The following is a 21,102-nucleotide window of genomic DNA, read 5'->3' as shown; positions in this document are numbered from 1 at the left end:
TTAATCTCTTTTGTAAACAATCAATTTCAACTTTTTTATGGTCTAAATTGATAACTCTCATTTAAATTATTAAACCCTATTTCTTTTTCTAAAAGACTATCCAATTCATTAAAAGTTAATAAACCTTCTCCTTCTTCTTTAGAACCATTTGGTAAATCGTAAGAATATTTAAAAATATCTTTGGAGTATATTTCTTTTAAAATACCTATCCAATGAGGTTTTAAATATGATTCGTGGGTTTTTAATTGCGCAATTAAATTAGCTTTTAACTGCTTTTCATCCTGATTATAAAACGTAGAATACTCATCTATTTCTGTTAAAGATTCTAGCAATTGTCTAAAAGTAAAGTCTTGTAAATTTTTTGCCAAAATCTCTGCGCTATCTTCATCATGTGGAAGAAATACGATAGGAATATCATTATTTATTTCTAAATCGATTTGAAAAACATATAAATCACCACCAGCAGTTTTTCCAAAAGGAATATATTTATAATCAAGTTTTATCTCTCCATTTTCTGCATCTGTTTTAAGTTCTTTAATTGATTCCAGAATATCTTTTGGATTTATTAACTCAAAATCATAGCTGTATAGTAAAAAAGGAGGATTCTCTTGTAGCTTAGGAAATGTTTTACCAATCCAGTTAAGAGATGTTTCTCCCCAATCTAACATTTTATGATGATACAATTGTTTATAAATTTCTGGATAAACAAAACCAAATTCTTCTTCTAAATCTTGTAATATGTTCATTTTCGTGTGATTTTTAAATAATTTTTTAAATATTCTTAGATTTTTCAAAATTTATTTTTTGTTTAATTTCATCTTTTAAATCTATTTCTATCAGTTAATTTTCTTTGTATTCCTTTCCAGAATATATATCAATATAATAATAAATATCCTCTCCTGAATTGAGTTTCACATTTACTAATCCTTCAGAATTAATAGATTTATAAGATTTTGATCCTATATTTTTTTTATTTTTATTATCATAAAGTGTGTATAAGCTATTTTCTTCTTTCTGCAGAGCATAGATTTCTTTTTCTGCATCTAAGACAGTAATAGCATAATATTCGGGTTTTATTTCCCAAGTATTTTTTTCCTTGTTCCATAAACCTTTCATTCTTAATTTTTTTGAAACATCTTCAACACGAATAATATATAAATTATTCATGCCTTCGTAGGAATTTATTTTTCCAACTTTCCAATTTTTCTCAATATATTGATGAGGTATAATCATTTTAGCATCTGGCCATACTAAATAGCCAATCTGATCTAAAACTTTAAAATTATATGTATCAATATTGTCTACAACATTTCCTTTAGTATCAATATATAACCAATCAAAAGCCCAAACATCATCATCGTAATCAAAAACGCCCAATAAAAAATAGGGTGAATTAGTGATAGAATAAATCAAAGAAGTTTTTTTAATGAAATCAATTTGAGAAGATGTTGCTTTCCTAATCTGTTTAGGAAATACCTTTTCATATTGAGGAAAAGCGTAGATGTTATTCGTTTTATTGTCTATTAATAATTTTGGAACTTCTGGTTCATAACGCTCCTTATTAATAGCATTTAGTGTAATGGTTTCTTTACCGAATTGAATTGAAAGTGTTTCAATCCCATTTAATCCGTTATGAATTGCTTTTTTATTATTCAGTTCGTATATAGAGTAGGTTTTATTTGATTCTTTAATAAAACGACTATTCTCTAATAACTCTACAATATCATTATCAATTTTATTTAAACGGGATTTTTTAATTTCATAAAGCGTTCCATTCCAATAAACATGATTTTCATTTACAGATATAAAGTTTAGATAAAAATAATCATCTAAATAAGGGATATCTTCATTTAGTAAAATTTGTTTACTTTCTAAAACTCCAATTTCTACTTTATGATAGGTTTGTTCTTTTTCGATATCACCTCCTAAAATATTCCAATCCCATTTCCAAATTGGCATTTTCTTTTCATATTCTATTTCTTTTTTATAAAATGTGAGTCCATTTACAACATCTAAACTAATTGTTTGAGGAGAAAAATCTAAAACTATTTTTCCGTTTTCATCTATAATTGCATATTCATTTTTTTCATTCTCAACAGTTGCAAAACCAGTAGGAGTGAATGTTGATGCATTAATAAACTTTTGAGAAGTCAAAGGTTTTAAACTCGTTTTATCAACATAGATAAAATCCTTTTGTTTTGTTAGAAAAGGAATACTATTTACCATTTTGTTTTTTGAAGAAACTAATGTGGAGTTATCTTTCTTTTCTTGCGTACAACCTGTGATTGAAGTTAACACAAAAAAGAAACTAAATATTATTATTTTCATGCCCCGAATTCTTATTCATCATATCACTCAATATTAAAAAGAGTTGAAGAATAAAACAATCCCCGCTATCAGCTATATTTTATTGGGAATGAAAGAAACTATTGTAAATAAAAAACCAGCAACAAATAATTTTGCTGCTGGTTTTTATTATATAGAATAAAATCTAAAACGATTTTAATTATCCCATTGTTTTTTCGTAACGTTTACGGTCATTCTCTTTTAAGTGAATTTTACGTAGACGGATGAAGTTAGGAGTAACCTCAATACACTCATCACCTTGGATATATTCCATACATTCTTCCAAAGTCATTTCTGTTTTTGGAGCAATAGAAGATGAATCATCTTTACCAGCTGCACGAATGTTATTTAATTTTTTAGCCTCAACTACGTTTACAACTAAATCATTATTACGAGAGTGCTCTCCGATAATCATACCTTCGTAAACCTCTTCACCAGGAGCGATAAAGAATTTTCCACGATCTTGTAATTTATCAATAGAGTAAGGAGTCGATGTACCTTGATCTTTAGAAATGATAACACCAGCAGAACGTCCAGCAATAGCACCTTTAAATGGTTTGTATGCTAAGAAGTTATGAGCCATTACAGCTTCACCTGCAGTAGAAGTTAACATTAAAGAACGTAAACCGATTAATCCACGAGATGGAATTTCGAATTCTAAATGTTGCATTCCTTCTTTAGCTTCCATTACTAATAAATCACCTTTACGTTGAGTTACTAAATCGATCGCTTTAGAAGAATAATCATCAGGAACATCAATTACTAATGTTTCGTATGGTTCACATTTTTCACCGTCAATTTCTTTAAAGATAACTTGTGGTTGCCCAACAGTTAACTCATATCCTTCACGACGCATAGTTTCAATTAATACAGATAAGTGCATAATACCACGTCCGTAAACTAATTGTGTATTAGAATCTTCTGTTGGTTCTACACGTAAAGCTAAGTTACGCTCTAACTCGTCTGTTAAACGATCTACTAAGTGACGAGAAGTAACAAATTTACCATCTTTACCAAAGAATGGAGAGTTGTTAATTCCGAAAGACATGTTCATTGTAGGTTCGTCAATATGCATTACAGGTAACGCTTCTGGGTTTTCTGCATCTGCAATAGTATCTCCAATTTGGAAACCGTCAATACCAACAACAGCACAAATATCTCCAGCTTTTACTTCTGTAGCTTTTACTTTTCCTAAACCTGTGAATGTATATAATTCTTTTACTTTATGTTTTTTGAAAGAACCGTCTGGTTTTGCTAAAGCAATCCAATCACCTTCTTTAATTTCTCCACGAGTAACTTTACCTACAGCAATACGTCCTAAGAATTTAGAATAATCTAAAGAAGTAATTTGCATTTGTAAATCACCTTCTTTTGCTTCTGGAGCAGGAACGTGCTCTAAAATACCATCCATTAAAGGTAAGATATTTTCTGTAGGAACATTTTCTGTATTAAACCATCCTTGTTTAGAAGAACCGTAGAATGCAGGGAAATCTAATTGCTCTTCTGTAGCATCTAAGTTGAAGAATAATTCGAATACTTTATCGTAAACTTCGTCAGGACGACAGTTTTCTTTATCAACTTTGTTAATTACTACTAATGGTTTTAAACCTAATTCTAATGCTTTTCCTAATACGAAACGAGTTTGAGGCATTGGTCCCTCAAAAGCATCTACTAATAAGATAACACCATCAGCCATTTTCAACACACGCTCAACTTCACCACCAAAATCGGCGTGGCCAGGAGTGTCGATAACATTGATTTTTACACCTTTGTACTCTACCGAAGCATTTTTAGAGAAGATAGTAATCCCTCTTTCACGTTCGATATCATTGTTATCCATGATTAATTCACCTGACTCTTGGTTTTCTCTGAAAACGTTTGTTGAGTGAAGAATTTTATCAACCAACGTCGTTTTTCCGTGGTCAACGTGTGCGATAATCGCAATATTTCTAATGTTTTGCATCCTTGAAATTTATGGGTGCGAATTTACGATAAATTATTTTTAATTACTATAGATTTTATTTAATTTAATGAAATCGCAACAAACGCTGATTATTTATCGTTTTTTATTACCAAAAGGGTTGTATGAGATACCGAAATTAAAATAGAAAGACGATTTTGGTTTTGCTTCATATAAATAATCATTAAAAGATTCACCTTTTTCAAAAATTCTTGCTGTGGGAATACTACGTAATCCTGTTTTTACAGTTCCAATGAAAGCGCCAATTCGATGCTCATACATTGCGCCACTATTAATTTCGGTTTGTCTATATTCAAATGTTTTATTTGAGCGATTAAAGTAAAAAGAAGTCACATCCATTTCACTACCAAGAGAAATTCTTCCGTTATTAAAAATATCTTTCTTCATCATAACTCTTTTAGGAAGTATAATATCTGCTATCCAACCATTTCTAAATTTATGTTCATAAGAAATAAGTGGAACGGCTGGTATTTGTGCGCTTGGATCTACAATAACAGCTAATCCTACAAGTAATTTAGTTCTCTCATTTGCTTTTAACATTATACTACCAGTTAGTAAACTTCGAAATCTTTCAAAACTATTCTCATTTCCATCCACAGAAACTGTAGCTGTATAAATGGCCATTTTATTCCATAATTTAGAAATATGACTAGCAGTTATAGCTTCGGAATGATAATGAAAGTTTTGTTTTATATCTTGAAAAGATGAATTTACTGTTTCTATGTTTGCAGTCGTAAATTTATAATTAAGCGCTGTAGATATAGTCCATTTATCTTTTTTAAAGAAATACAAGTTGGCATTTGCCTTTATTTGTTGAAAATCTTTCACCTTACCTTCTGGTAAATTATAATCGTTATTTTCTAATTTTTGAGAAAAGTTATAAGGTGTTAGTCCTGTATATTCTACATTTAATACGCGTGTTGAAGGAAATTTATCAGCAATAAAAGCAACAGCTTTTTTCTGAACACTATCTTTCTTTTGCGCGAATGATTGCGTAAATAGTAAAAGCAATAGAAATGGAATTGCTTTGTATTTGTTATGATGCATTACTTTTTATTTGATTTCGTAAATACTTGATTGGAAAAAATTAAATACGAATACCTTGTCGTAATTTTTATTGATCTGATGATCTTCAATAGTTTTTATAATTGATTTTAATGCCGCATCTAATTTATCATTAACCAAAACAAACCACGACTCTTTGTTTTTATTTCTTGATTTTTCGATTGTATTATTAACATTAGAAATGTCTGTTAGTATAACTTCTTTTTCAAGATTATTCTTTCCGATAATACAAAAATCGTAATTGATACAATCTATAATTTCCAATGACGGATCATAACATTCAATAAAACGATTAAGATCTGTTATTTGAATAATTTTATTTTCTTTCTCTACCGATGAAAAATCGAGAAGGTTTAATTTTGTTACCCAATCATTAAAATTTTTTAAACTCATAGCGGTTTACCTTTATATATAATATGCTAAGAAAAGTATTATAAAGCTGTTCTAACTTTTTTTTATACCAACGGTATATTTTTTTATACGAAATGGTAAAAATGGATATGTATAATAAAAATGAGGATTGGTATAATCTTTAAATATGTATTGTCTTAATCAATTATCTTTGTTTTATTACATAGATTATAAGGAAAATGAATTCGTTATTGCAGTCAAAAAATCAAAAAATCATCAATTTTCTTGTCGATAAGAAATTTAGATTTTTACGACATATATTATTTTTATTCGGTTTTTTATTGATTGTCTATAATTCTACTTTCTCTTTAAGTTATGATGGAGTATATAGATATTATGCGATTTTTCTATTATTCGTCATATTTGTTGCAAAAGTTTATATAAATATTTATTTTTTAGTTCCTCAATTTTTCTTCAAAGGATATTATATTTTGTATTTATTATTATTAACGATTCTAGTTTTTTTAGGAATAAACATTATAGGTGAAACATTAAAACATTTTTTTGAGAGTCATAGAATTGTACATGCTGAACAAATAAGAGATAAAATTAGAGGATATTATGAAGCTTTTCTTGTTGTTGCACCTATTATTATGATGACAACAACATTAAAGTTATTTCAGAAATGGGTGGAGGATAATCGACAAATTTCAGAATTAAAGAATTTGACATTTTTAATGGAGATAAATGAATTGAAAAATCAAATCAATCCTCATTTTTTGTTTAATATGCTAAATAATGTAAAAGCGTTAATTAGAAAAGATCCTGAGATAGCAACTGTTGTTATTATGAAACTTTCAGAATTTTTACGTTATCAGTTATATGAAAACAACGAAGAAAAAACTTCTGTGTCATCTGAAATTAAATTTCTATCTAACTTTTTAGACTTAGAAAAAATTCGCCAAGAAAACTTAAATGTAAGTATTGATAGTGGAGTAGATTCAAGGATTCTGAATTCTACTTATATTCCTCCAAATTTATTTACAACATTTGTGGAAAATGCAATAAAACATAGTGTAAATGTGCAAGGGGATCCAACTTTTGTGCATGTAGATATTTCGATAAAAGAAAAGCAATTGTATTTTATTTGTCGTAATTCTGTAGATCCTAATTATATTGTTTCTGACAAGAAATTTGCAGGTTTAGGACTTCCTAACATAAAAAGAAGGTTAGAATTGTTGTACGGTAAAATGTGTACACTAGATATTAACTTTACAAATACCGAATATACTGTTAGTTTAATAATACCAATATGAATTGTATTATAATAGATGATGAGCCTTTGGCGAGAGAAGAAATGATTTCTTTAATAAAGGAAGTTTCCGATTTAGAAATTCTAGGAACATTTGCAAATGCAACTTTAGCTCTCCAGTTTTTAGAGACAACAGAACCAAATATTATTTTTTTGGATATAGAAATGCCTTTAATTAATGGATTAGAATTTGCGCAAAGTGTATCTAAAAATAGTTTAATAATTTTCACAACAGCTTATTCACAATATGCGATACATAGTTATGAATTAGATGCAATCGACTATTTATTAAAACCAATTGATAAAAAACGGTTAGAAAAAGCAATAAATAAAGCTGTATTTTATAATGGATTACTTTCTAATAAAATAGAGAAGAGTATTGTTGAAGAAAACGATGAAGATTTTTTATTGATAAAAGCTGACAGAAAATTTTATAAAATAAGTTTCTCAGAAATTTTATTCATCGAAGGTTTAAAGGATTATGTAGTAATCTATACAACTACAAAGAAGTTGATTACAGCAATGAATTTAAAAACAATTCACCAAAAGATTATTTCTGATGATTTTTTAAGAGTTAGTAAATCTTATATCATCAATTCAAAGTTTGTAAACTCTTTTGATAATCATACTATTTATATTAATGAATTCGAAATTCCTATGGGTGAAGTTTATCGTACAGAATTTATTTCAAAATATTCGAAAGGCTTATTCGGGTAAAACGAATAAATGTTATAACATAAAAAAAGCCAAACATTTCTGTTTGGCTTCTTGTGACCTGGCTGGGGCTCGAACCCAGGACCCCAACATTAAAAGTGTTGTGCTCTACCAACTGAGCTACCAGGTCTCCGTTTATGGAGTGTTATCGTTTTTATACTTCTCAATAACTTGAAGTTTGTGACCTGGCTGGGGCTCGAACCCAGGACCCCAACATTAAAAGTGTTGTGCTCTACCAACTGAGCTACCAGGTCTCCGTTTATGGAGTGTTATTTTTTTTATACTTCTTAATAACTTGAAGTTTGTGACCTGGCTGGGGCTCGAACCCAGGACCCCAACATTAAAAGTGTTGTGCTCTACCAACTGAGCTACCAGGTCTCCGTTTTTTCGGACTGCAAATATACGATTATATCTGAGTTTACAAAACGAAAGACGTTTTTATTTTTTTTCTATAAAAAAGAACGTTTTGACTAAGTGACCTGGCTGGGGCTCGAACCCAGGACCCCAACATTAAAAGTGTTGTGCTCTACCAACTGAGCTACCAGGTCAGTTCCTTAAATCGAGTGCAAATATAGGTTCTTTAATACTAAATTAACAAACCTTTTTGTAAGTTTTTTGTATATTTTTAATTAAATCTTTAGATTTTAATAACTTAAAATTCATTCTTTTTTAAAGTAGGATACGGTATTTTTGTATAATTTGTAAAATTTAATATTTTAATGATGATTCTTTTTTGAACTTTATGGAGAAAATATTTAAATAATAATTCGTCTATTGAATTAGTGGGCTTTTATATAAAATACGACTTTCTTTTAGAATAGTTCAATTGTTTAATGAATCATTTTTCTTATAGATTTGTAGCAAGCAGAAGTTATGGATATTATAGAGTTTTTTGGTTTTGTAGGTGCTTTTTTCATCGGACTCATTATGGGAGTTCTTGGTGGAGGAGGTTCTATATTAGCAGTTCCTATTCTTGCTTATATCTTTCACTTCGATGAAAAAATAGCAACAGCTTATTCTCTTTGTATCGTAGGAAGTACTGGTCTTATAGGAGGAATAAGACAAGCTTTACAAAAAATGGTAGATTGGAAAGTTGTTTTTCAATTTGGTTTTCCTGCAGTTATCGGAATTACTATGGTAAGAGCATTTCTAATTCCCGCTCTACCTAGTGAGTTATTTTCTATAGGTGATTTCTTTGTTACTAGACGAATGGCAATGTTTGGTTTATTTGCTTTCTTAATGGTATTTGCAGCAATATCTATGTTAAAAGGGAAGAAGGAAGTAGAAATTGAACACAATAGTTCAAAATTTAACCCCGTATTACTAATTCAAGGGTTTTTAATTGGCGGACTTACTGGAATGGTAGGAGCAGGTGGAGGTTTTTTAATTGTCCCTGCTTTAATGATGGTTGCAAAATTAAATATGAGAGAGGCTTCTGCAACTTCGCTTGTTATTATTGCCATAAACTCTTTAATCGGATTTTTTATAGGAGATGCTTTACATATTAAAATAGACTGGGCATTTTTAAGTATTTTCATAGGAATATCTATGTTAGGAATTTTAGTAGGAACTTACATTAATAAATTTCTACCTATAAAATTCTTAAAAAGAACTTTTGCTATTTTTATTATTTTAATGGCTATATTTATGTTTATAGAAGAATTTATTATTCAATAAATATGAAATTAGACGAAGCCTTTTGGAACGATAGATATATTAATAATGAGACAGGTTGGGATTTGAAATCACCTTCAACACCTCTTAAAGAATATGTTGATCAACTCGAAAATAAAACAATCAAAATTCTAATCCCAGGTTGCGGTAATGCTTACGAAGCAGAATACCTCTTAGCAAATGGATTTACAAATGTCACATTAATTGATATTTCAGAAATTGTCGTAAATAATATCAAGAATAAATTTCAAAATAATCCTAATATACAGGTTATACACCAAGATTTTTTTAAACTAGAAGGAGAATTTGATTTAATTCTAGAACAAACCTTTTTTTGCGCATTAGATCCAAAATTGAGAAATAATTACAGCGAAAAAATAAACGAATTACTTTCTGATGACGGTAAGTTAGTTGGCGTTTTATTTAATCGAGATTTTGAAAACCAATCTCCTCCATTTGGAGGAAGTAAAACAGAATATGATACCTATTTTAAAGATTATTTTGATTATAAAACAATAGAAGAATGTTACAATTCTATCCCGCCAAGAGCAGGAAATGAACTATTTATAAATTTAAAAAAGAAAAGCAAATAATCTATGATTTTATTCATAAATTAAACTGTAATTATCAATATTATTTGACTTTAAATAGAAGAAAAATATCAGTTTAATTCTTTTACAGAAAAATCTAAATTTTATTATTTGTACTTTTACAACCTAAATTCATTTTTATGAAAATTGAACAAATTTACACCGGATGCTTAGCGCAAGGTGCTTATTATATAGAAAACAACGGAGAAGTAGCAATTATAGATCCATTAAGAGAAACACAATCTTACATTGATCAAGCAGAAAAAGATAATGCTAAAATCAAATATATTTTTGAAACACATTTTCATGCAGATTTCGTTTCTGGTCATGTAGATTTGGCAAAGAAAACTGGTGCAACAATTGTGTATGGACCAACGGCAGAACCTAATTTCGATGCACACATTGCAACAGATAATGAGGTTTTTAAGTTAGGAAATATTACAATTACTGCTTTACATACGCCAGGACATACAATGGAAAGTACAACTTATCTTTTAAAAGATGAAAATGGTAAAGATTATGCTATTTTCTCTGGAGATACTTTGTTTATTGGAGATGTTGGGCGTCCAGATTTAGCACAAAAATTAAATTCAGATTTAACTCAAGAAAAATTAGCAGGATTTTTATACGATTCTTTACACTCAAAAATAATGCCTTTAGCAGATGATGTTATTGTGTATCCAGCTCATGGAGCAGGTTCTGCATGTGGAAAGAATATGAGTAAAGAAACTTTTGATACATTAGGACATCAAAAAGAGGTAAATTATGCTCTTAATCCTAAAATGACAAAAGAGGAATTTATTACAGAATTAACTTCAGGATTATTACCTCCACCATTTTATTTTCCAGAAAATGTAATGATGAATAAAATGGGAGTAGAATCATTAGACGTTATAAAAGAACGTGCTAATCATGCATTATCACCAGATGAATTTATACAAGTAGTAGAAGAAACAAGCGCTTTAATATTAGATGTAAGGGATCCTCAAACTTTTGCTGCAGGATTTATTCCTGGTTCTATTAACATAGGAATTAAAGGAAATTTTGCGCCATGGGTAGGAACTTTAATTACAGATATTAAACAACCAATTTTATTAATTGCTGATGCTGGTTCAGAAGATGAAGCAGTAACACGTTTAGCTCGAGTAGGGTATGATAACGTAATTGGTTATTTAGCAAATGGATTCCAATCTTGGATAGATGCAGAAAAAGATTTTGATGAAATAGTTTCTATTTCACCAGAAGAGTTTGTTGAATTAGTAGATGAAACAGAACTAAAAGTACTTGATGTACGTAAACCAGGAGAATTTTCATCTGCACACGTAGTTGGAGCAACTTCTGCACCTTTAGATTTTATTAATGAATCTATGAAATTAATCGATCCAGAAGAAACATATCTTGTACATTGTGCTGGTGGATACCGTTCTATGATATTTACATCTATTTTACGTGCACGCGGTTACGAGAATTTAATTGAAGTAGCTGGAGGTTTTGGTAAAATAAAAGAAGTTGAAGGGGTAAAGATAGAAGAAGGTGTTTCTGCTTGTCAATCAGAACAGCCAAATTCTTGTTCAACTAACTAACAATTTTAATCAATAAATAACGTTATAGCCTTGAGAAATCGAGGCTTTTTTTATCGCCAATAAACAATTAGTTCATGAAAAAAATAATATTCATCTTTTGTGTTTTAATGTATTCAGCTGTTTTTGCTCAACATAAAGTATATGGTGCAGAGGCTTTTGGAGTAACATTGCCACAAAATTTTGAACGCACAATAGGTCTTAATGATTACGCTACTTTACAATTTGAGAGTAAATCGCCAAAACCAAACGCTTACGGTTTTTTAATTTTTGAGCATAAAGATGAATTAAAACTAGCTCAAGCTAATTTAGATATAATCGACTATACATTAAATTCTATTGAGCCTTACACAGCAAGAGAAGGTTTTAAGTATATCAAAAAACCCTATATAGCTTACGAAAGAGGTTTTAATTATGCGTATACAGAATTTGAAACAAGTGATGAAGAATTAGGTCATATTTACTTTTTACAAACCGTAATAGAAACAAAAGATTATATTTATCAAATTATTCAATATTGTGGCTTTAACGAAAAAGAAATCATGAAAAACGATTTTGTAAATATAGTTAACAGCTTTAAAGTTGATGAATAAGAATTGTATAATAAATTAACACATTTAAAATGAAATTCAAGTTTTTAGTAATTATTGCTTTTGTATTAGTAGCTATTACAAATGCTCAATCTTCTTTAATTGGAGCAGAATCTTTCTCTGTAAATTTGCCAGCAGGTTATAGTCGTGCCGTTGGAACAAATGATTATGCTACTGTACAATGGCAGAATGAAGAAATGCATTCTTATGGATTTGTTATTATAGAAAATCTTGACGAATTAAAGATATCAAATGTGTCAAGTGATTTACAATCGTATATGGATATATGTATAGCGAATTATTCAGGATTTCCACAATTTAAATCTTTTGCTCCAAAATTGTTTAAGAATAAAAAAGGACAAGAGAATTTCCAAAAACAAATTAGTTATTACAACGAAGAGTTAGAATCAACAGTATATTTACAGTTTAATGTATTTAAATCTAAAAACTTCATTTATCAAGTTGTGAATTTCGGAAATGAAGACTTTCTTAAAGTTTCAAAAGAAAATACAGATTATATCATCAATAACATTGTCATACCGCAGTAACAACTAAGTTATTTAATTACCTCAATTACTTTTCATCTATCTTTTTCTTTTTAAATATTACGTGCAAGTTTTACGTGTAATGTATATAATGTGTTTTGTGTATATTGTATGTAATATGTGAATTTTATATATTTGTAATATAAAGCATTATGAAATGAGAAAAAATATAGATATAGATGAAAAGCTTCTAACAAAACTAAAATTAATATCTGCTTTTGAAGAAATAAGTGTAAAATCTGTTATGGAAAAAGCCGTATCTTTTTATGTTGAACATAAAGAAAAAGAACGTTTGAAGTCTTTATCTGATGACGAAAAAGAAGATTTAGGATTATTACTTCTTATGCAGCAGTCTGATAGAGACGATGTCGTTAGTCGTGAAGAAATAATGAATGCTTTAGATTGATGGAAGTAATTTTTTTACGAAGTTTTCTAACCGATATAAAAAAAATCAACGATAAAAAATTGAAAATAAAAATCAAGGAATTTATCGAAGAAATTGAAAAATCGGAAAATATAGATGAGATTCCTAACCTTAAGAAATTAAAAGGATATTCTACTGCTTATAGATTTAGAATAGGAGATTATAGAATAGGAATGTATAAAGATGATAATACGATTGAATTAGCACGATTTGTAAAAAGGAATGATATTTATAAAGTATTTCCTTAAAATATAGGTTCAACTAATCTTATTCTTTTGTTCTATCCAAAGTGACATGTATTTTGTACTTTGATTTGTATGATGTTGCAAAATTTGACCAATAAAGTTATGGTTTCGATGAGGTATTAAATTTTGTTCCAAATCATTAATTTTTTCTAGAAATTTATCTTCAAATAAATGTCTATTATAATGACTGTTCAAAATTTCAATCCCATTATTTTGAGCATCTTCCCATTGTTTTTCATTTTCATATAATAAACACGCTTTTTCTATAAAATCTTCTGTGTCATTTGCAATGTAACCATTCCAATTTAAATTTTCTTGCATTGCTTCTGCACCAATTTTTGTCGTAATATTTGGTGTTCCTGTTTGCATAGCGTCTACGAATTTTCCTTTTACACCAGCACCAAATTGAATAGGAGCTAATAAAACTTTATATAAGCTCATGGTTTCTTGCGCATTTTCAGCTCTTCCTTTTACAAAAAAACGTTCTGTAGGATTATTTAATTGCAAAACTTTTTGAGTGGGATATGCCCCGTAAATATGTAATTCGGCTTTGGGTAATTTTTTACGAAGAATAGGCCATATTTCACTTTTTAAAACCTGTACACAATTATAGTTAGGCTCGTGAATAAAATTTCCGATAAACATAAAATGTTTTCTTTCTTCAAATTTTTTCCAAGATTTTACTTTTTCTTCAGAAATGTTTTCCTCTAAAAATGGAAGATAATATAATAAGCTTTCGTCTATTTTAAATTCCTTCTCAAGTATTTCTATTTCTTTTTTAGAGATAATTAAAGATAAATCAGAACGTAGAATAGATGCAATTTCACGCTTTGCTAAATCGGAAAATAATAATTCGTTTGTAAAATCAATTCCTTTTTTAGAAGCAGACTGTCGCGCATTTCTCAAAAAATGTAGATCCTCCGTATCCAATATTTTCAAAGCATTTGGACATTCTTGGTTAACACGCCAACTGTATTGTTCTTCTATCATAAAACGATCAAATAGAACAATTGCTGGATTTAAGTCTTTTATAAACTGATTAAAACTTTCATCGTTTAGTTTAATTTCTACTTCACTAACATTTTTTGATTTTAAATCAAAACTAAAATCAGATTTAGATGCAGCACAAGCAAATGTAATTTCAAATTCAGTTTTTTTGAAACAATCAATTAACTGAATCATTCTTGTACCTGCAGCAGATGAAGTTGGTTCTGGCCAAACTTGTCCGATGATTAATAGTTTTTTCATCTTGCAAAATTAATAGTTTTTAAAGTTAATTCTAATACATTATAAGAATAGCAAGAAAATAATTCAACTTCATTAAACAAATTATAATTCGTAAATTTACACTTTAGAATTTTTGAGAAATGTTAGGATTAAAATTATTAACAGACCCACGTTGGGCAGATATTGCTGAAAGAAATTTAGAAGAAATTTTAACGGATCATGCTTGGTGCGAGCAAAAAGCTGCAACCAATGCAATTACAATGATTGCTTATAATTCTGAACATGATGCTTTTATTCAGGAAATGTCTGATATAGCGATTGAGGAAATGCAACATTTTAAAATGGTTGTTGAAATTATTCAGCAGCGTGGTTATACTTTGGGGCGCGAACGTAAAGATGATTATGTTGGTCAATTAATGAAATTCTGTCGTAAAGATGGTTCTCGTAATATGGCTTTTGTAGATCGTTTACTATTTGCAGCTATGATAGAAGCAAGAAGTTGTGAACGTTTTAGAGTTTTATCTCAGAATATTAACGATGAGGAATTATCAAAATTCTATTATGATTTAATGGTTTCTGAAGCGAATCATTATACTACTTTTTTAAATTTCGCACGTCAACTTTCTACAGATGTTGATGTTGATAAACGCTGGAAAGAATGGTTAGATTTTGAAGGAAATTTAATTCAATCTTACGGAAATAAAGAAGCAATTCACGGATAAAAATAATTAATATTTTTATTGATCGATATAGGAAACCATCAAATGAAATTTTTCGTTTGATGGTTTCTTTTTTTTCATATCCTATGTTAATATTTTTATAGATAATTAGCTCTAATTTTGAATTAAATCTTTTACAGTATGGAATTAGGAATAGGAATGTTTGGAGATGTTCACATCAACGAAAAAACAGGATATGTACAAACTCCTCAGCAACGAATGGCTGAGATTATAGAAGAAGTAAAATTAATGGACGAAATAGGTCTAGATTTCTTTGGAATAGGAGAACACCATCGTCCAGATTATGCCGTTTCTTCTCCAGAAATTATTTTAGCTGCTTTATCTACAGTAACAAAAAATATAAAATTAGGAAGTGCAGTTTCTGTTATCAGTTCTGCAGATCCAGTAAAATTGTTTCAAGATTTTTCTTCTGTTGATAATCTTTCAAATGGTCGTGCAGAAATTATGGCGGGTAGAGGTTCTTTTATTGAGTCTTTTCCACTTTTTGGGTATGATTTAAGTGAATATGATGCGTTGTTTGATGAAAAGCTTCGCTTATTATTAACATTAAATAATGATGAGGTTGTAAACTGGAAAGGTAATTTTAAAATGCCATTAATCAATCAAACTGTTTATCCAAGACCAGTTCAAGATAAACTTCCTATTTGGGTAGCAGTTGGCGGAACAACTTCTTCTGTTATTCGTGCAGGAAAATTAGGTTTACCTATTATTTTTGCGATTATAGGTGGAGATCCAGCTAATTTTATTCCATTATTCGAAGTTTATAAACAAGCTTATGTAGATAATGGGCATGATGAAAGTAAAATGCAAATAGGTGTACACATGCATTCATTTTTTGGTGATGATAATGAGAAAGTAGCCGATGATTATTTCCCAATTTATGGTGCACAAATGAATAGAATAGGAGCGAGTAGAGGATGGCCTAAATATTCTCGTCCACAATTTGATTTTGGTCGTTCAACAAATGGTCACTTAGTAGTTGGTGATAAAGAATTGGCAATAGAAAAGATTTTAAAATACAAAGAATTATTTGGATTAACACGCTTTTCTGCTCACATGGATGTTGGTGCGCCAAGCCATTTAGATATGATGAAATCTATCGAGATTTTTGGAAAAGATATTGCGCCTAAAGTAAGATAGTATTATAAGTATATAGAAACAAATAGGGAATAAATATTTAATTTATTCCCTATTTTATTTTTCAGTTTTAACCAGCTCCGGCAGGAACAAGTTCTGTTGTTATACCAATAAATTTTAATAAATCTTTATTATCAAAAATTAATGTTGTGTAATACTTTCCATTTTTGAAAATTAATTTTGAACCTCCAGAAAAAGAAGTATCCTCTCCTAATTTTTCGTGCTCAGCATTGTATTTTTTAAATTTAGTTTTACTCTCTTGTAAAGTAGTTTTATTTAATGCAAGATTGTAAGGTAATCCTTCGATTATTGAAACTTTATCATCTGCTACATCAAAAAATATCTCATTAACTACATCATCATTTCCTATACTACAGTATACTTCTAATCCAGATTTAGGAAGCCATTTTGCATATTTTTCATCATTTGCATCTTCATAATAAACAGTTTTAGTGTTTAAAGCTTTAGAGATTTTGCTTGCTGTTTGTGGAAAAACAAATTCATTATTTTTATCCAATAAAGAGTTTAATTCAGCTTTTTTCTGAGAGAATGCAGTTAAACTCATCATCTGAAAAAATAGAATAAGAATTACATTTAAGTTTTTAGTTATCATTGTCAATAATTTATATAATTAATAAATGTTTAAATCAAAGATATTAAATTGTATTGTAGAAACATAATAAGGTTTTTAAACTATTTTTTAATAAAAGTTAACTAAGAAAATTTGAAAGAACAGAATTAAAAATTGCTTATCAATCAATTGAATAATATTTATATCTTTAATAAAAACAAAATATAAGAAGATGAGTTTTTTAGATTTAGCCCAAAGCAGATACGCAACAAAGAATTACGATTCAACAAAAAAAATTAGCCAAGACAAAATAGAAGAATTAAGAGAAATTATACGATTAAGTCCTTCGTCTATTAATAGTCAACCTTGGAAATTTCTTTTTATAGAAGATGAAGAAATTAAAAGTAAACTAGCTGAAATTTCTTTTCATAATACTCAAAAAATAAAAGATGCAAGTTTGTTGGTTGTTTTTACAAGAATAGACGATATCAAAATATTTGAGAAGCAATTACATGAAAACTTATCGCAAGGACATATAGATTATTACAATCAAAAAATTAAGGATAAAGACGAAGCTGAAATTAAAGCTTGGTTCGAAAATCAAATTTACATTGCATTAGGATTTTTTATTTCTGCTTGTTCTAGTTTAGATTTAGATAGTACTCCGATGGAAGGTTTAGAAAAAGAGAATTACGACAAATCTTTAAACTTAGAAGGATATAAAACAGTCGTAGCTGTTGCAGTAGGATATAAAGATAAAGACGATTTTAATCAACCAAGTTTAAATCCAAAATTACGTTTATCAAAAGAAGAAATAACAAAGCTTATATAAAATATAGGTTTACACATAAAACAAAAAACTCTCAATTTGCATTGAGAGTTTTTATTTCTGGGTGAATGATGGGTTTCGAACCCACGACCTCCGGAACCACAATCCGGCGCTCTAACCAACTGAGCTACAATCACCATTTGGAATGAATTTTCTTTTAAAACTAAATTCTAAAGTTTTTAGGGTGAATGATGGGTCTCGAACCCACGACCTCCGGAACCACAATCCGGCGCTCTAACCAACTGAGCTACAATCACCATTTGAAGTGAATTTTCTTTTAAAACTAAATTCTAAAGTTTTAGGGGTGAATGATGGGTCTCGAACCCACGACCTCCGGAACCACAATCCGGCGCTCTAACCAACTGAGCTACAATCACCATTTTTAGAGATAAATTAAATATCTCTCAATTGGATTGCAAATATAGCCTATTAATCGGTACTTGCAAATAAATTTAATAAAAAAATAAAGGTTTTTTCAACCTTTATTTCTAAATTAAAGAATCTAAATTGTTTACGCCGATGTAACTTCTAGAGATAAAACCTTCTCCGGCTTCAGTTCCAATTAATCTTCCTAAATCATATGCTCTATATTGAATAGAATCTGTGAAGTTTTTAGATGAAATTGGTGTTTGAGGCTCACTTGAATTTGGATCGAAGAATTGCGTTTTATACGCCATACAAGCTTCAACCTTTACATCAAGAAAACCAGAAATGTCAACAACAAAGTGCGGTTCTAATGGTAACCATTGTATATAATGGAAATGTTTTTTTGGTCGCCAAGCTGGTAAACCGTTTTCTATTTTTGGTAATCCAGATAAGAAAATAGCATTATTTACCAAATCAGAAGCTTTTCCGTGATCAGGATGACGATCATGCGGAGCATTACTCAAAATAACATCTGGTTGATACTTACGTATAACCTCAATTATTTTTAATTGATTTTCTTTATCATTTAAGAAAAAACTATCAGGAATACCAAGATTTTCTCTTACAGCAACACCTAAAATATTTTTTGCCTCATCGGCTTCAAGTCGTCGTGTTTCGTCTGTTCCACGAGTACCTAATTCACCTTTTGTTAAATCGAGAATACCAATAGTTTTCCCATTCTTTATTTCTTTTGCAAGTGTACCAGAACATCCTAATTCTACATCATCAGGATGTGCACCAATTGCAAGAATATCTAATTTCATTCTTATTATTTATTTAACCAATCTATAATTTCTTTTGAATCGGGTGTTACTTTTGAAGGATAAGAAGCTTCTAATGTTCCATCTTCATTAATTAAGAATTTTGTGAAATTCCATTTTACATCATTGTCCGATTTTCCGTTAATGGCTTTCTTTGTTAAAAACTTAAATACTTCATTCTGATTATTTCCAATAACATCACTTTTCGACATTAGTGGGAAAGTTACACCATAATTTAATTTACAGAAAGTTGCAATTTCTTCGTTATTGTCAAATTCCTGACCTCCAAAATTATCAGAAGGAAAACCAATAATAACAAAGTTTTGATCTTTGTATTCTTGATAAAGTTTTTCTAACGCATCATATTGTGGTGTATATCCACATTTAGAAGCCGTATTTAGAATTAAGATTTTTTTACCTTTAAGATCTGCGAAGCTAAAATCTTCATCGTTAATATCTTTAAAAGTATAATTATAAATAGTTTTCATTTTTTGCGGTGTTTTAGTTTGTTGTGTTGTTTGTTTTTTAGAAACAGTCTTTTTTGTTTCTTGACCATTACAAGCCATAAACAAACCTAAAAATCCAATTATTAAGTATTTCATTGTGCTTTATTTTAAACAAATTTAAACAATCTGATTCAATATTTTCATTAAAGAATTTAAAAATATCAAGTAAATTAAATCAATAAAAAATGATGTTTAATTTTAAATATTTATAAAAATGGTTTCTATTAATTTATTAAAAAATAAATTTTACAACGAAATAATACTTAATTGTGCAATAAAGAAGTATATAAATTTTATATTTATGCCATAATTCAATAAAGTCCTTTATTGTATGAGGATGGATAATAAGAAGTACGGATAAATGACAAGCAAAATTATAGGAGTTGGAAATTACATTCCTTCAGAAACAATTACCAATGTATTCTTTGAAGAACATCATTTTCTTGATGAAAGAGGAGTTACATTAAAACAGAATAATGAAACAATTGCTGTAAAATTAAAAGAAATTACAGGAATTGAAGAAAGACGTTATGCGAATAAAAACCAAACAGCATCTGATTTGGCTTTTATTGCTGCACAAAGAGCGATTGAGAATGCTGGAATTGATCCTGAAACATTAGACTACATTATTTTTGCGCATAACTTTGGAGACGTAAAGCACGATACTATTCAATCGGATATGGTGCCAAGTCTTGCTTCTAGAGTAAAACATTTATTACAAATAAAGAATAATTTCTGCGTTGCTTATGATTTATTATTCGGATGTCCTGGTTGGGTTGAAGGAGTAATACAAGCCAATGCATTTATAAAAGCTGGAATAGCAAAACGCTGTTTAGTTATTGGTGCAGAAACTTTATCACGTGTTGTAGACATGCATGATAGAGATACCATGATTTATGCAGATGGAGCAGGAGCGGCAATTTTAGAAATACATAATGGTGAGGAAGGACTTAAGTCGCATTTATCTGCATCTTATACATTAACTGAAAAAGATTATCTTTTCTTTGGAAAATCATACAATACTGAAAGTTGTCCAGATGTGAAGTACATTAAAATGATAGGAAGAAAAATTTACGAATTTGCCCTTTCTAATGTACCAACAGCAATGAAAAAATGTTTTGATGAGAGTGGATATGATATTAAAGATTTGAGTAAAATTATTATTCATCAAGCAAACGAGAAAATGGACGAAGCAATTGTAAAACGCTTTTTCGATTTATATAATGTTCCAATGCCAAAGGATATTATGCCAATGGTAATTGAGAAATTAGGAAACAGTAGTGTGGCAACAATACCTTCTTTATTAGCAATGATTATGAATAACGAGTTATGCGATCATGAAATTAAGAAAGGTGACGTTGTATTATTTGCTTCTGTTGGTGCAGGAATGAATATTAATGCAATTGTTTACCAATTTTAATCAGAACTTAAGAATTAAGAATTAAGAACTTAAGAATTAAGAATTAAGAACTTAAGAATTAAGAACTT

At 29.2% G+C, this 21,102-nt stretch carries 22 protein-coding genes and 7 tRNA genes; 13 read left to right on the top strand and 16 right to left on the bottom strand.

Features of this window, described 5'->3' with window-relative positions:
• Window positions 1–35: 35 nt before the first annotated feature.
• The 5 genes from BUA86_RS04865 to BUA86_RS04845 all read right to left on the bottom strand — a co-directional run bounded on the left by BUA86_RS04865 (window position 36) and on the right by BUA86_RS04845 (window position 5,785).
• Window positions 36–746 (bottom strand): SMI1/KNR4 family protein, encoded by a 711-nt coding sequence (locus BUA86_RS04865; RefSeq protein WP_072930400.1) that lies wholly within the window; start codon window positions 744–746, stop codon window positions 36–38.
• Between the two features lie 94 nt (window positions 747–840).
• Window positions 841–2,328, bottom strand: a complete 1,488-nt coding sequence (locus BUA86_RS04860; RefSeq protein ID WP_072930399.1) for a hypothetical protein — start codon at window positions 2,326–2,328, stop codon at window positions 841–843.
• A gap of 178 nt (window positions 2,329–2,506) precedes the next feature.
• Window positions 2,507–4,309, bottom strand: a complete 1,803-nt coding sequence (gene typA, locus BUA86_RS04855) for a translational GTPase TypA (protein WP_072930398.1) — start codon at window positions 4,307–4,309, stop codon at window positions 2,507–2,509.
• Window positions 4,310–4,402: 93 nt separating this feature from the next.
• Entirely contained in the window at window positions 4,403–5,374 is a 972-nt protein-coding gene (locus BUA86_RS04850; protein WP_072930397.1) for a hypothetical protein, read from the bottom strand.
• A 6-nt stretch (window positions 5,375–5,380) separates the two neighbouring features.
• The gene (locus BUA86_RS04845) at window positions 5,381–5,785 is read right to left on the bottom strand and encodes a hypothetical protein (RefSeq protein WP_072930396.1); all 405 of its coding nucleotides are present in this window, start codon (window positions 5,783–5,785) and stop codon (window positions 5,381–5,383) included.
• Between the two features lie 197 nt (window positions 5,786–5,982).
• Here BUA86_RS04845 and BUA86_RS04840 point away from each other — a divergent pair, with 197 nt between their 5' ends.
• Together BUA86_RS04840 and BUA86_RS04835 are read left to right on the top strand one after the other, a co-directional pair.
• Window positions 5,983–7,059, top strand: coding sequence for a sensor histidine kinase (locus tag BUA86_RS04840; RefSeq protein WP_072930395.1), 1,077 nt, complete (start codon window positions 5,983–5,985; stop codon window positions 7,057–7,059).
• Window positions 7,056–7,772: a LytR/AlgR family response regulator transcription factor gene (locus tag BUA86_RS04835; RefSeq protein WP_072930394.1), complete on the top strand. Its 717-nt coding sequence runs from the start codon at window positions 7,056–7,058 to the stop codon at window positions 7,770–7,772. Before BUA86_RS04840 ends, BUA86_RS04835 begins: the two co-directional genes overlap by 4 nt.
• A 54-nt stretch (window positions 7,773–7,826) precedes the next feature.
• Here the strand turns inward: BUA86_RS04835 and BUA86_RS04830 are convergent.
• From BUA86_RS04830 to BUA86_RS04815, 4 genes are all read right to left on the bottom strand, one after another.
• A tRNA-Lys gene (locus BUA86_RS04830) sits at window positions 7,827–7,899 on the bottom strand.
• 51 nt (window positions 7,900–7,950) lie between these two features.
• Window positions 7,951–8,023 (bottom strand) — tRNA-Lys (locus BUA86_RS04825).
• Window positions 8,024–8,074: 51 nt separating this feature from the next.
• Window positions 8,075–8,147 (bottom strand) — tRNA-Lys (locus tag BUA86_RS04820).
• A 97-nt stretch (window positions 8,148–8,244) separates the two neighbouring features.
• Window positions 8,245–8,317: transfer RNA gene (locus tag BUA86_RS04815), tRNA-Lys, on the bottom strand.
• Window positions 8,318–8,642: 325 nt separating this feature from the next.
• On the opposite strand from BUA86_RS04815, the gene BUA86_RS04810 reads away from it, so the two are divergent.
• From BUA86_RS04810 to BUA86_RS04780, 7 genes are all read left to right on the top strand, one after another.
• On the top strand, window positions 8,643–9,446 hold the full coding sequence (locus tag BUA86_RS04810; protein WP_072930393.1) for a sulfite exporter TauE/SafE family protein: 804 nt from the start codon (window positions 8,643–8,645) through the stop codon (window positions 9,444–9,446).
• A gap of 2 nt (window positions 9,447–9,448) precedes the next feature.
• The gene (locus tag BUA86_RS04805; protein WP_072930392.1) at window positions 9,449–10,036 is read left to right on the top strand and encodes a methyltransferase domain-containing protein; all 588 of its coding nucleotides are present in this window, start codon (window positions 9,449–9,451) and stop codon (window positions 10,034–10,036) included.
• A 137-nt stretch (window positions 10,037–10,173) separates the two neighbouring features.
• A complete protein-coding gene (locus BUA86_RS04800; protein WP_072930391.1) occupies window positions 10,174–11,616 on the top strand; it encodes an MBL fold metallo-hydrolase in 1,443 nt (480 codons plus the stop codon).
• A gap of 74 nt (window positions 11,617–11,690) precedes the next feature.
• A complete protein-coding gene (locus tag BUA86_RS04795; RefSeq protein WP_143147244.1) occupies window positions 11,691–12,206 on the top strand; it encodes a hypothetical protein in 516 nt (171 codons plus the stop codon).
• Window positions 12,207–12,235: 29 nt separating this feature from the next.
• Entirely contained in the window at window positions 12,236–12,751 is a 516-nt protein-coding gene (locus BUA86_RS04790; protein WP_072930388.1) for a hypothetical protein, read from the top strand.
• Between the two features lie 154 nt (window positions 12,752–12,905).
• Entirely contained in the window at window positions 12,906–13,154 is a 249-nt protein-coding gene (locus BUA86_RS04785) for a hypothetical protein (protein WP_072930386.1), read from the top strand.
• Window positions 13,154–13,420, top strand: coding sequence for a type II toxin-antitoxin system RelE family toxin (locus BUA86_RS04780; protein ID WP_072930385.1), 267 nt, complete (start codon window positions 13,154–13,156; stop codon window positions 13,418–13,420). Before BUA86_RS04785 ends, BUA86_RS04780 begins: the two co-directional genes overlap by 1 nt.
• 9 nt (window positions 13,421–13,429) lie before the next feature.
• On the opposite strand, the gene BUA86_RS04775 is transcribed toward BUA86_RS04780, so the two are convergent.
• The gene (locus BUA86_RS04775) at window positions 13,430–14,665 is read right to left on the bottom strand and encodes a glycosyltransferase (RefSeq protein ID WP_072930384.1); all 1,236 of its coding nucleotides are present in this window, start codon (window positions 14,663–14,665) and stop codon (window positions 13,430–13,432) included.
• A gap of 119 nt (window positions 14,666–14,784) precedes the next feature.
• On the opposite strand from BUA86_RS04775, the gene BUA86_RS04770 reads away from it, so the two are divergent.
• A complete protein-coding gene (locus BUA86_RS04770) occupies window positions 14,785–15,366 on the top strand; it encodes a MiaE family protein (protein WP_072930383.1) in 582 nt (193 codons plus the stop codon).
• 138 nt (window positions 15,367–15,504) lie between these two features.
• Entirely contained in the window at window positions 15,505–16,524 is a 1,020-nt protein-coding gene (locus tag BUA86_RS04765; protein ID WP_072930382.1) for an LLM class flavin-dependent oxidoreductase, read from the top strand.
• 67 nt (window positions 16,525–16,591) lie between these two features.
• Here the strand turns inward: BUA86_RS04765 and BUA86_RS04760 are convergent, their stop codons facing one another.
• On the bottom strand, window positions 16,592–17,134 hold the full coding sequence (locus tag BUA86_RS04760) for a hypothetical protein (protein WP_072930381.1): 543 nt from the start codon (window positions 17,132–17,134) through the stop codon (window positions 16,592–16,594).
• Window positions 17,135–17,324: 190 nt separating this feature from the next.
• On the opposite strand from BUA86_RS04760, the gene BUA86_RS04755 reads away from it, so the two are divergent.
• Window positions 17,325–17,924, top strand: coding sequence for a nitroreductase family protein (locus BUA86_RS04755; RefSeq protein ID WP_072930380.1), 600 nt, complete (start codon window positions 17,325–17,327; stop codon window positions 17,922–17,924).
• Between the two features lie 59 nt (window positions 17,925–17,983).
• Here BUA86_RS04755 and BUA86_RS04750 read toward each other — a convergent pair.
• The 5 genes from BUA86_RS04750 to BUA86_RS04730 form a co-directional block, all read right to left on the bottom strand.
• Window positions 17,984–18,059 (bottom strand) — tRNA-His (locus BUA86_RS04750).
• Window positions 18,060–18,103: 44 nt separating this feature from the next.
• Window positions 18,104–18,179 (bottom strand) — tRNA-His (locus tag BUA86_RS04745).
• Window positions 18,180–18,223: 44 nt separating this feature from the next.
• Window positions 18,224–18,299, bottom strand: a tRNA-His gene (locus BUA86_RS04740).
• 110 nt (window positions 18,300–18,409) lie between these two features.
• Window positions 18,410–19,111 (bottom strand): bacillithiol biosynthesis deacetylase BshB1, encoded by a 702-nt coding sequence (gene bshB1 / locus BUA86_RS04735; RefSeq protein ID WP_072930379.1) that lies wholly within the window; start codon window positions 19,109–19,111, stop codon window positions 18,410–18,412.
• Between the two features lie 5 nt (window positions 19,112–19,116).
• A complete protein-coding gene (locus tag BUA86_RS04730) occupies window positions 19,117–19,710 on the bottom strand; it encodes a glutathione peroxidase (protein WP_072930378.1) in 594 nt (197 codons plus the stop codon).
• Window positions 19,711–19,975: 265 nt separating this feature from the next.
• Here BUA86_RS04730 and BUA86_RS04725 point away from each other — a divergent pair, with 265 nt between their 5' ends.
• Complete coding sequence (locus tag BUA86_RS04725) at window positions 19,976–21,034, top strand: 3-oxoacyl-ACP synthase III family protein (RefSeq protein ID WP_072930377.1); 1,059 nt, start codon at window positions 19,976–19,978, stop codon at window positions 21,032–21,034.
• Window positions 21,035–21,102 lie beyond the last annotated feature (68 nt).

The sequence above is a fragment of the Chishuiella changwenlii genome (genome assembly GCF_900142565.1).
GTDB classification, from domain to species: domain Bacteria; phylum Bacteroidota; class Bacteroidia; order Flavobacteriales; family Weeksellaceae; genus Empedobacter; species Empedobacter changwenlii.
The sequence above is the reverse complement of the archived record's forward strand: the minus strand, read 5'-3'. Positions and strand labels throughout refer to the sequence as shown.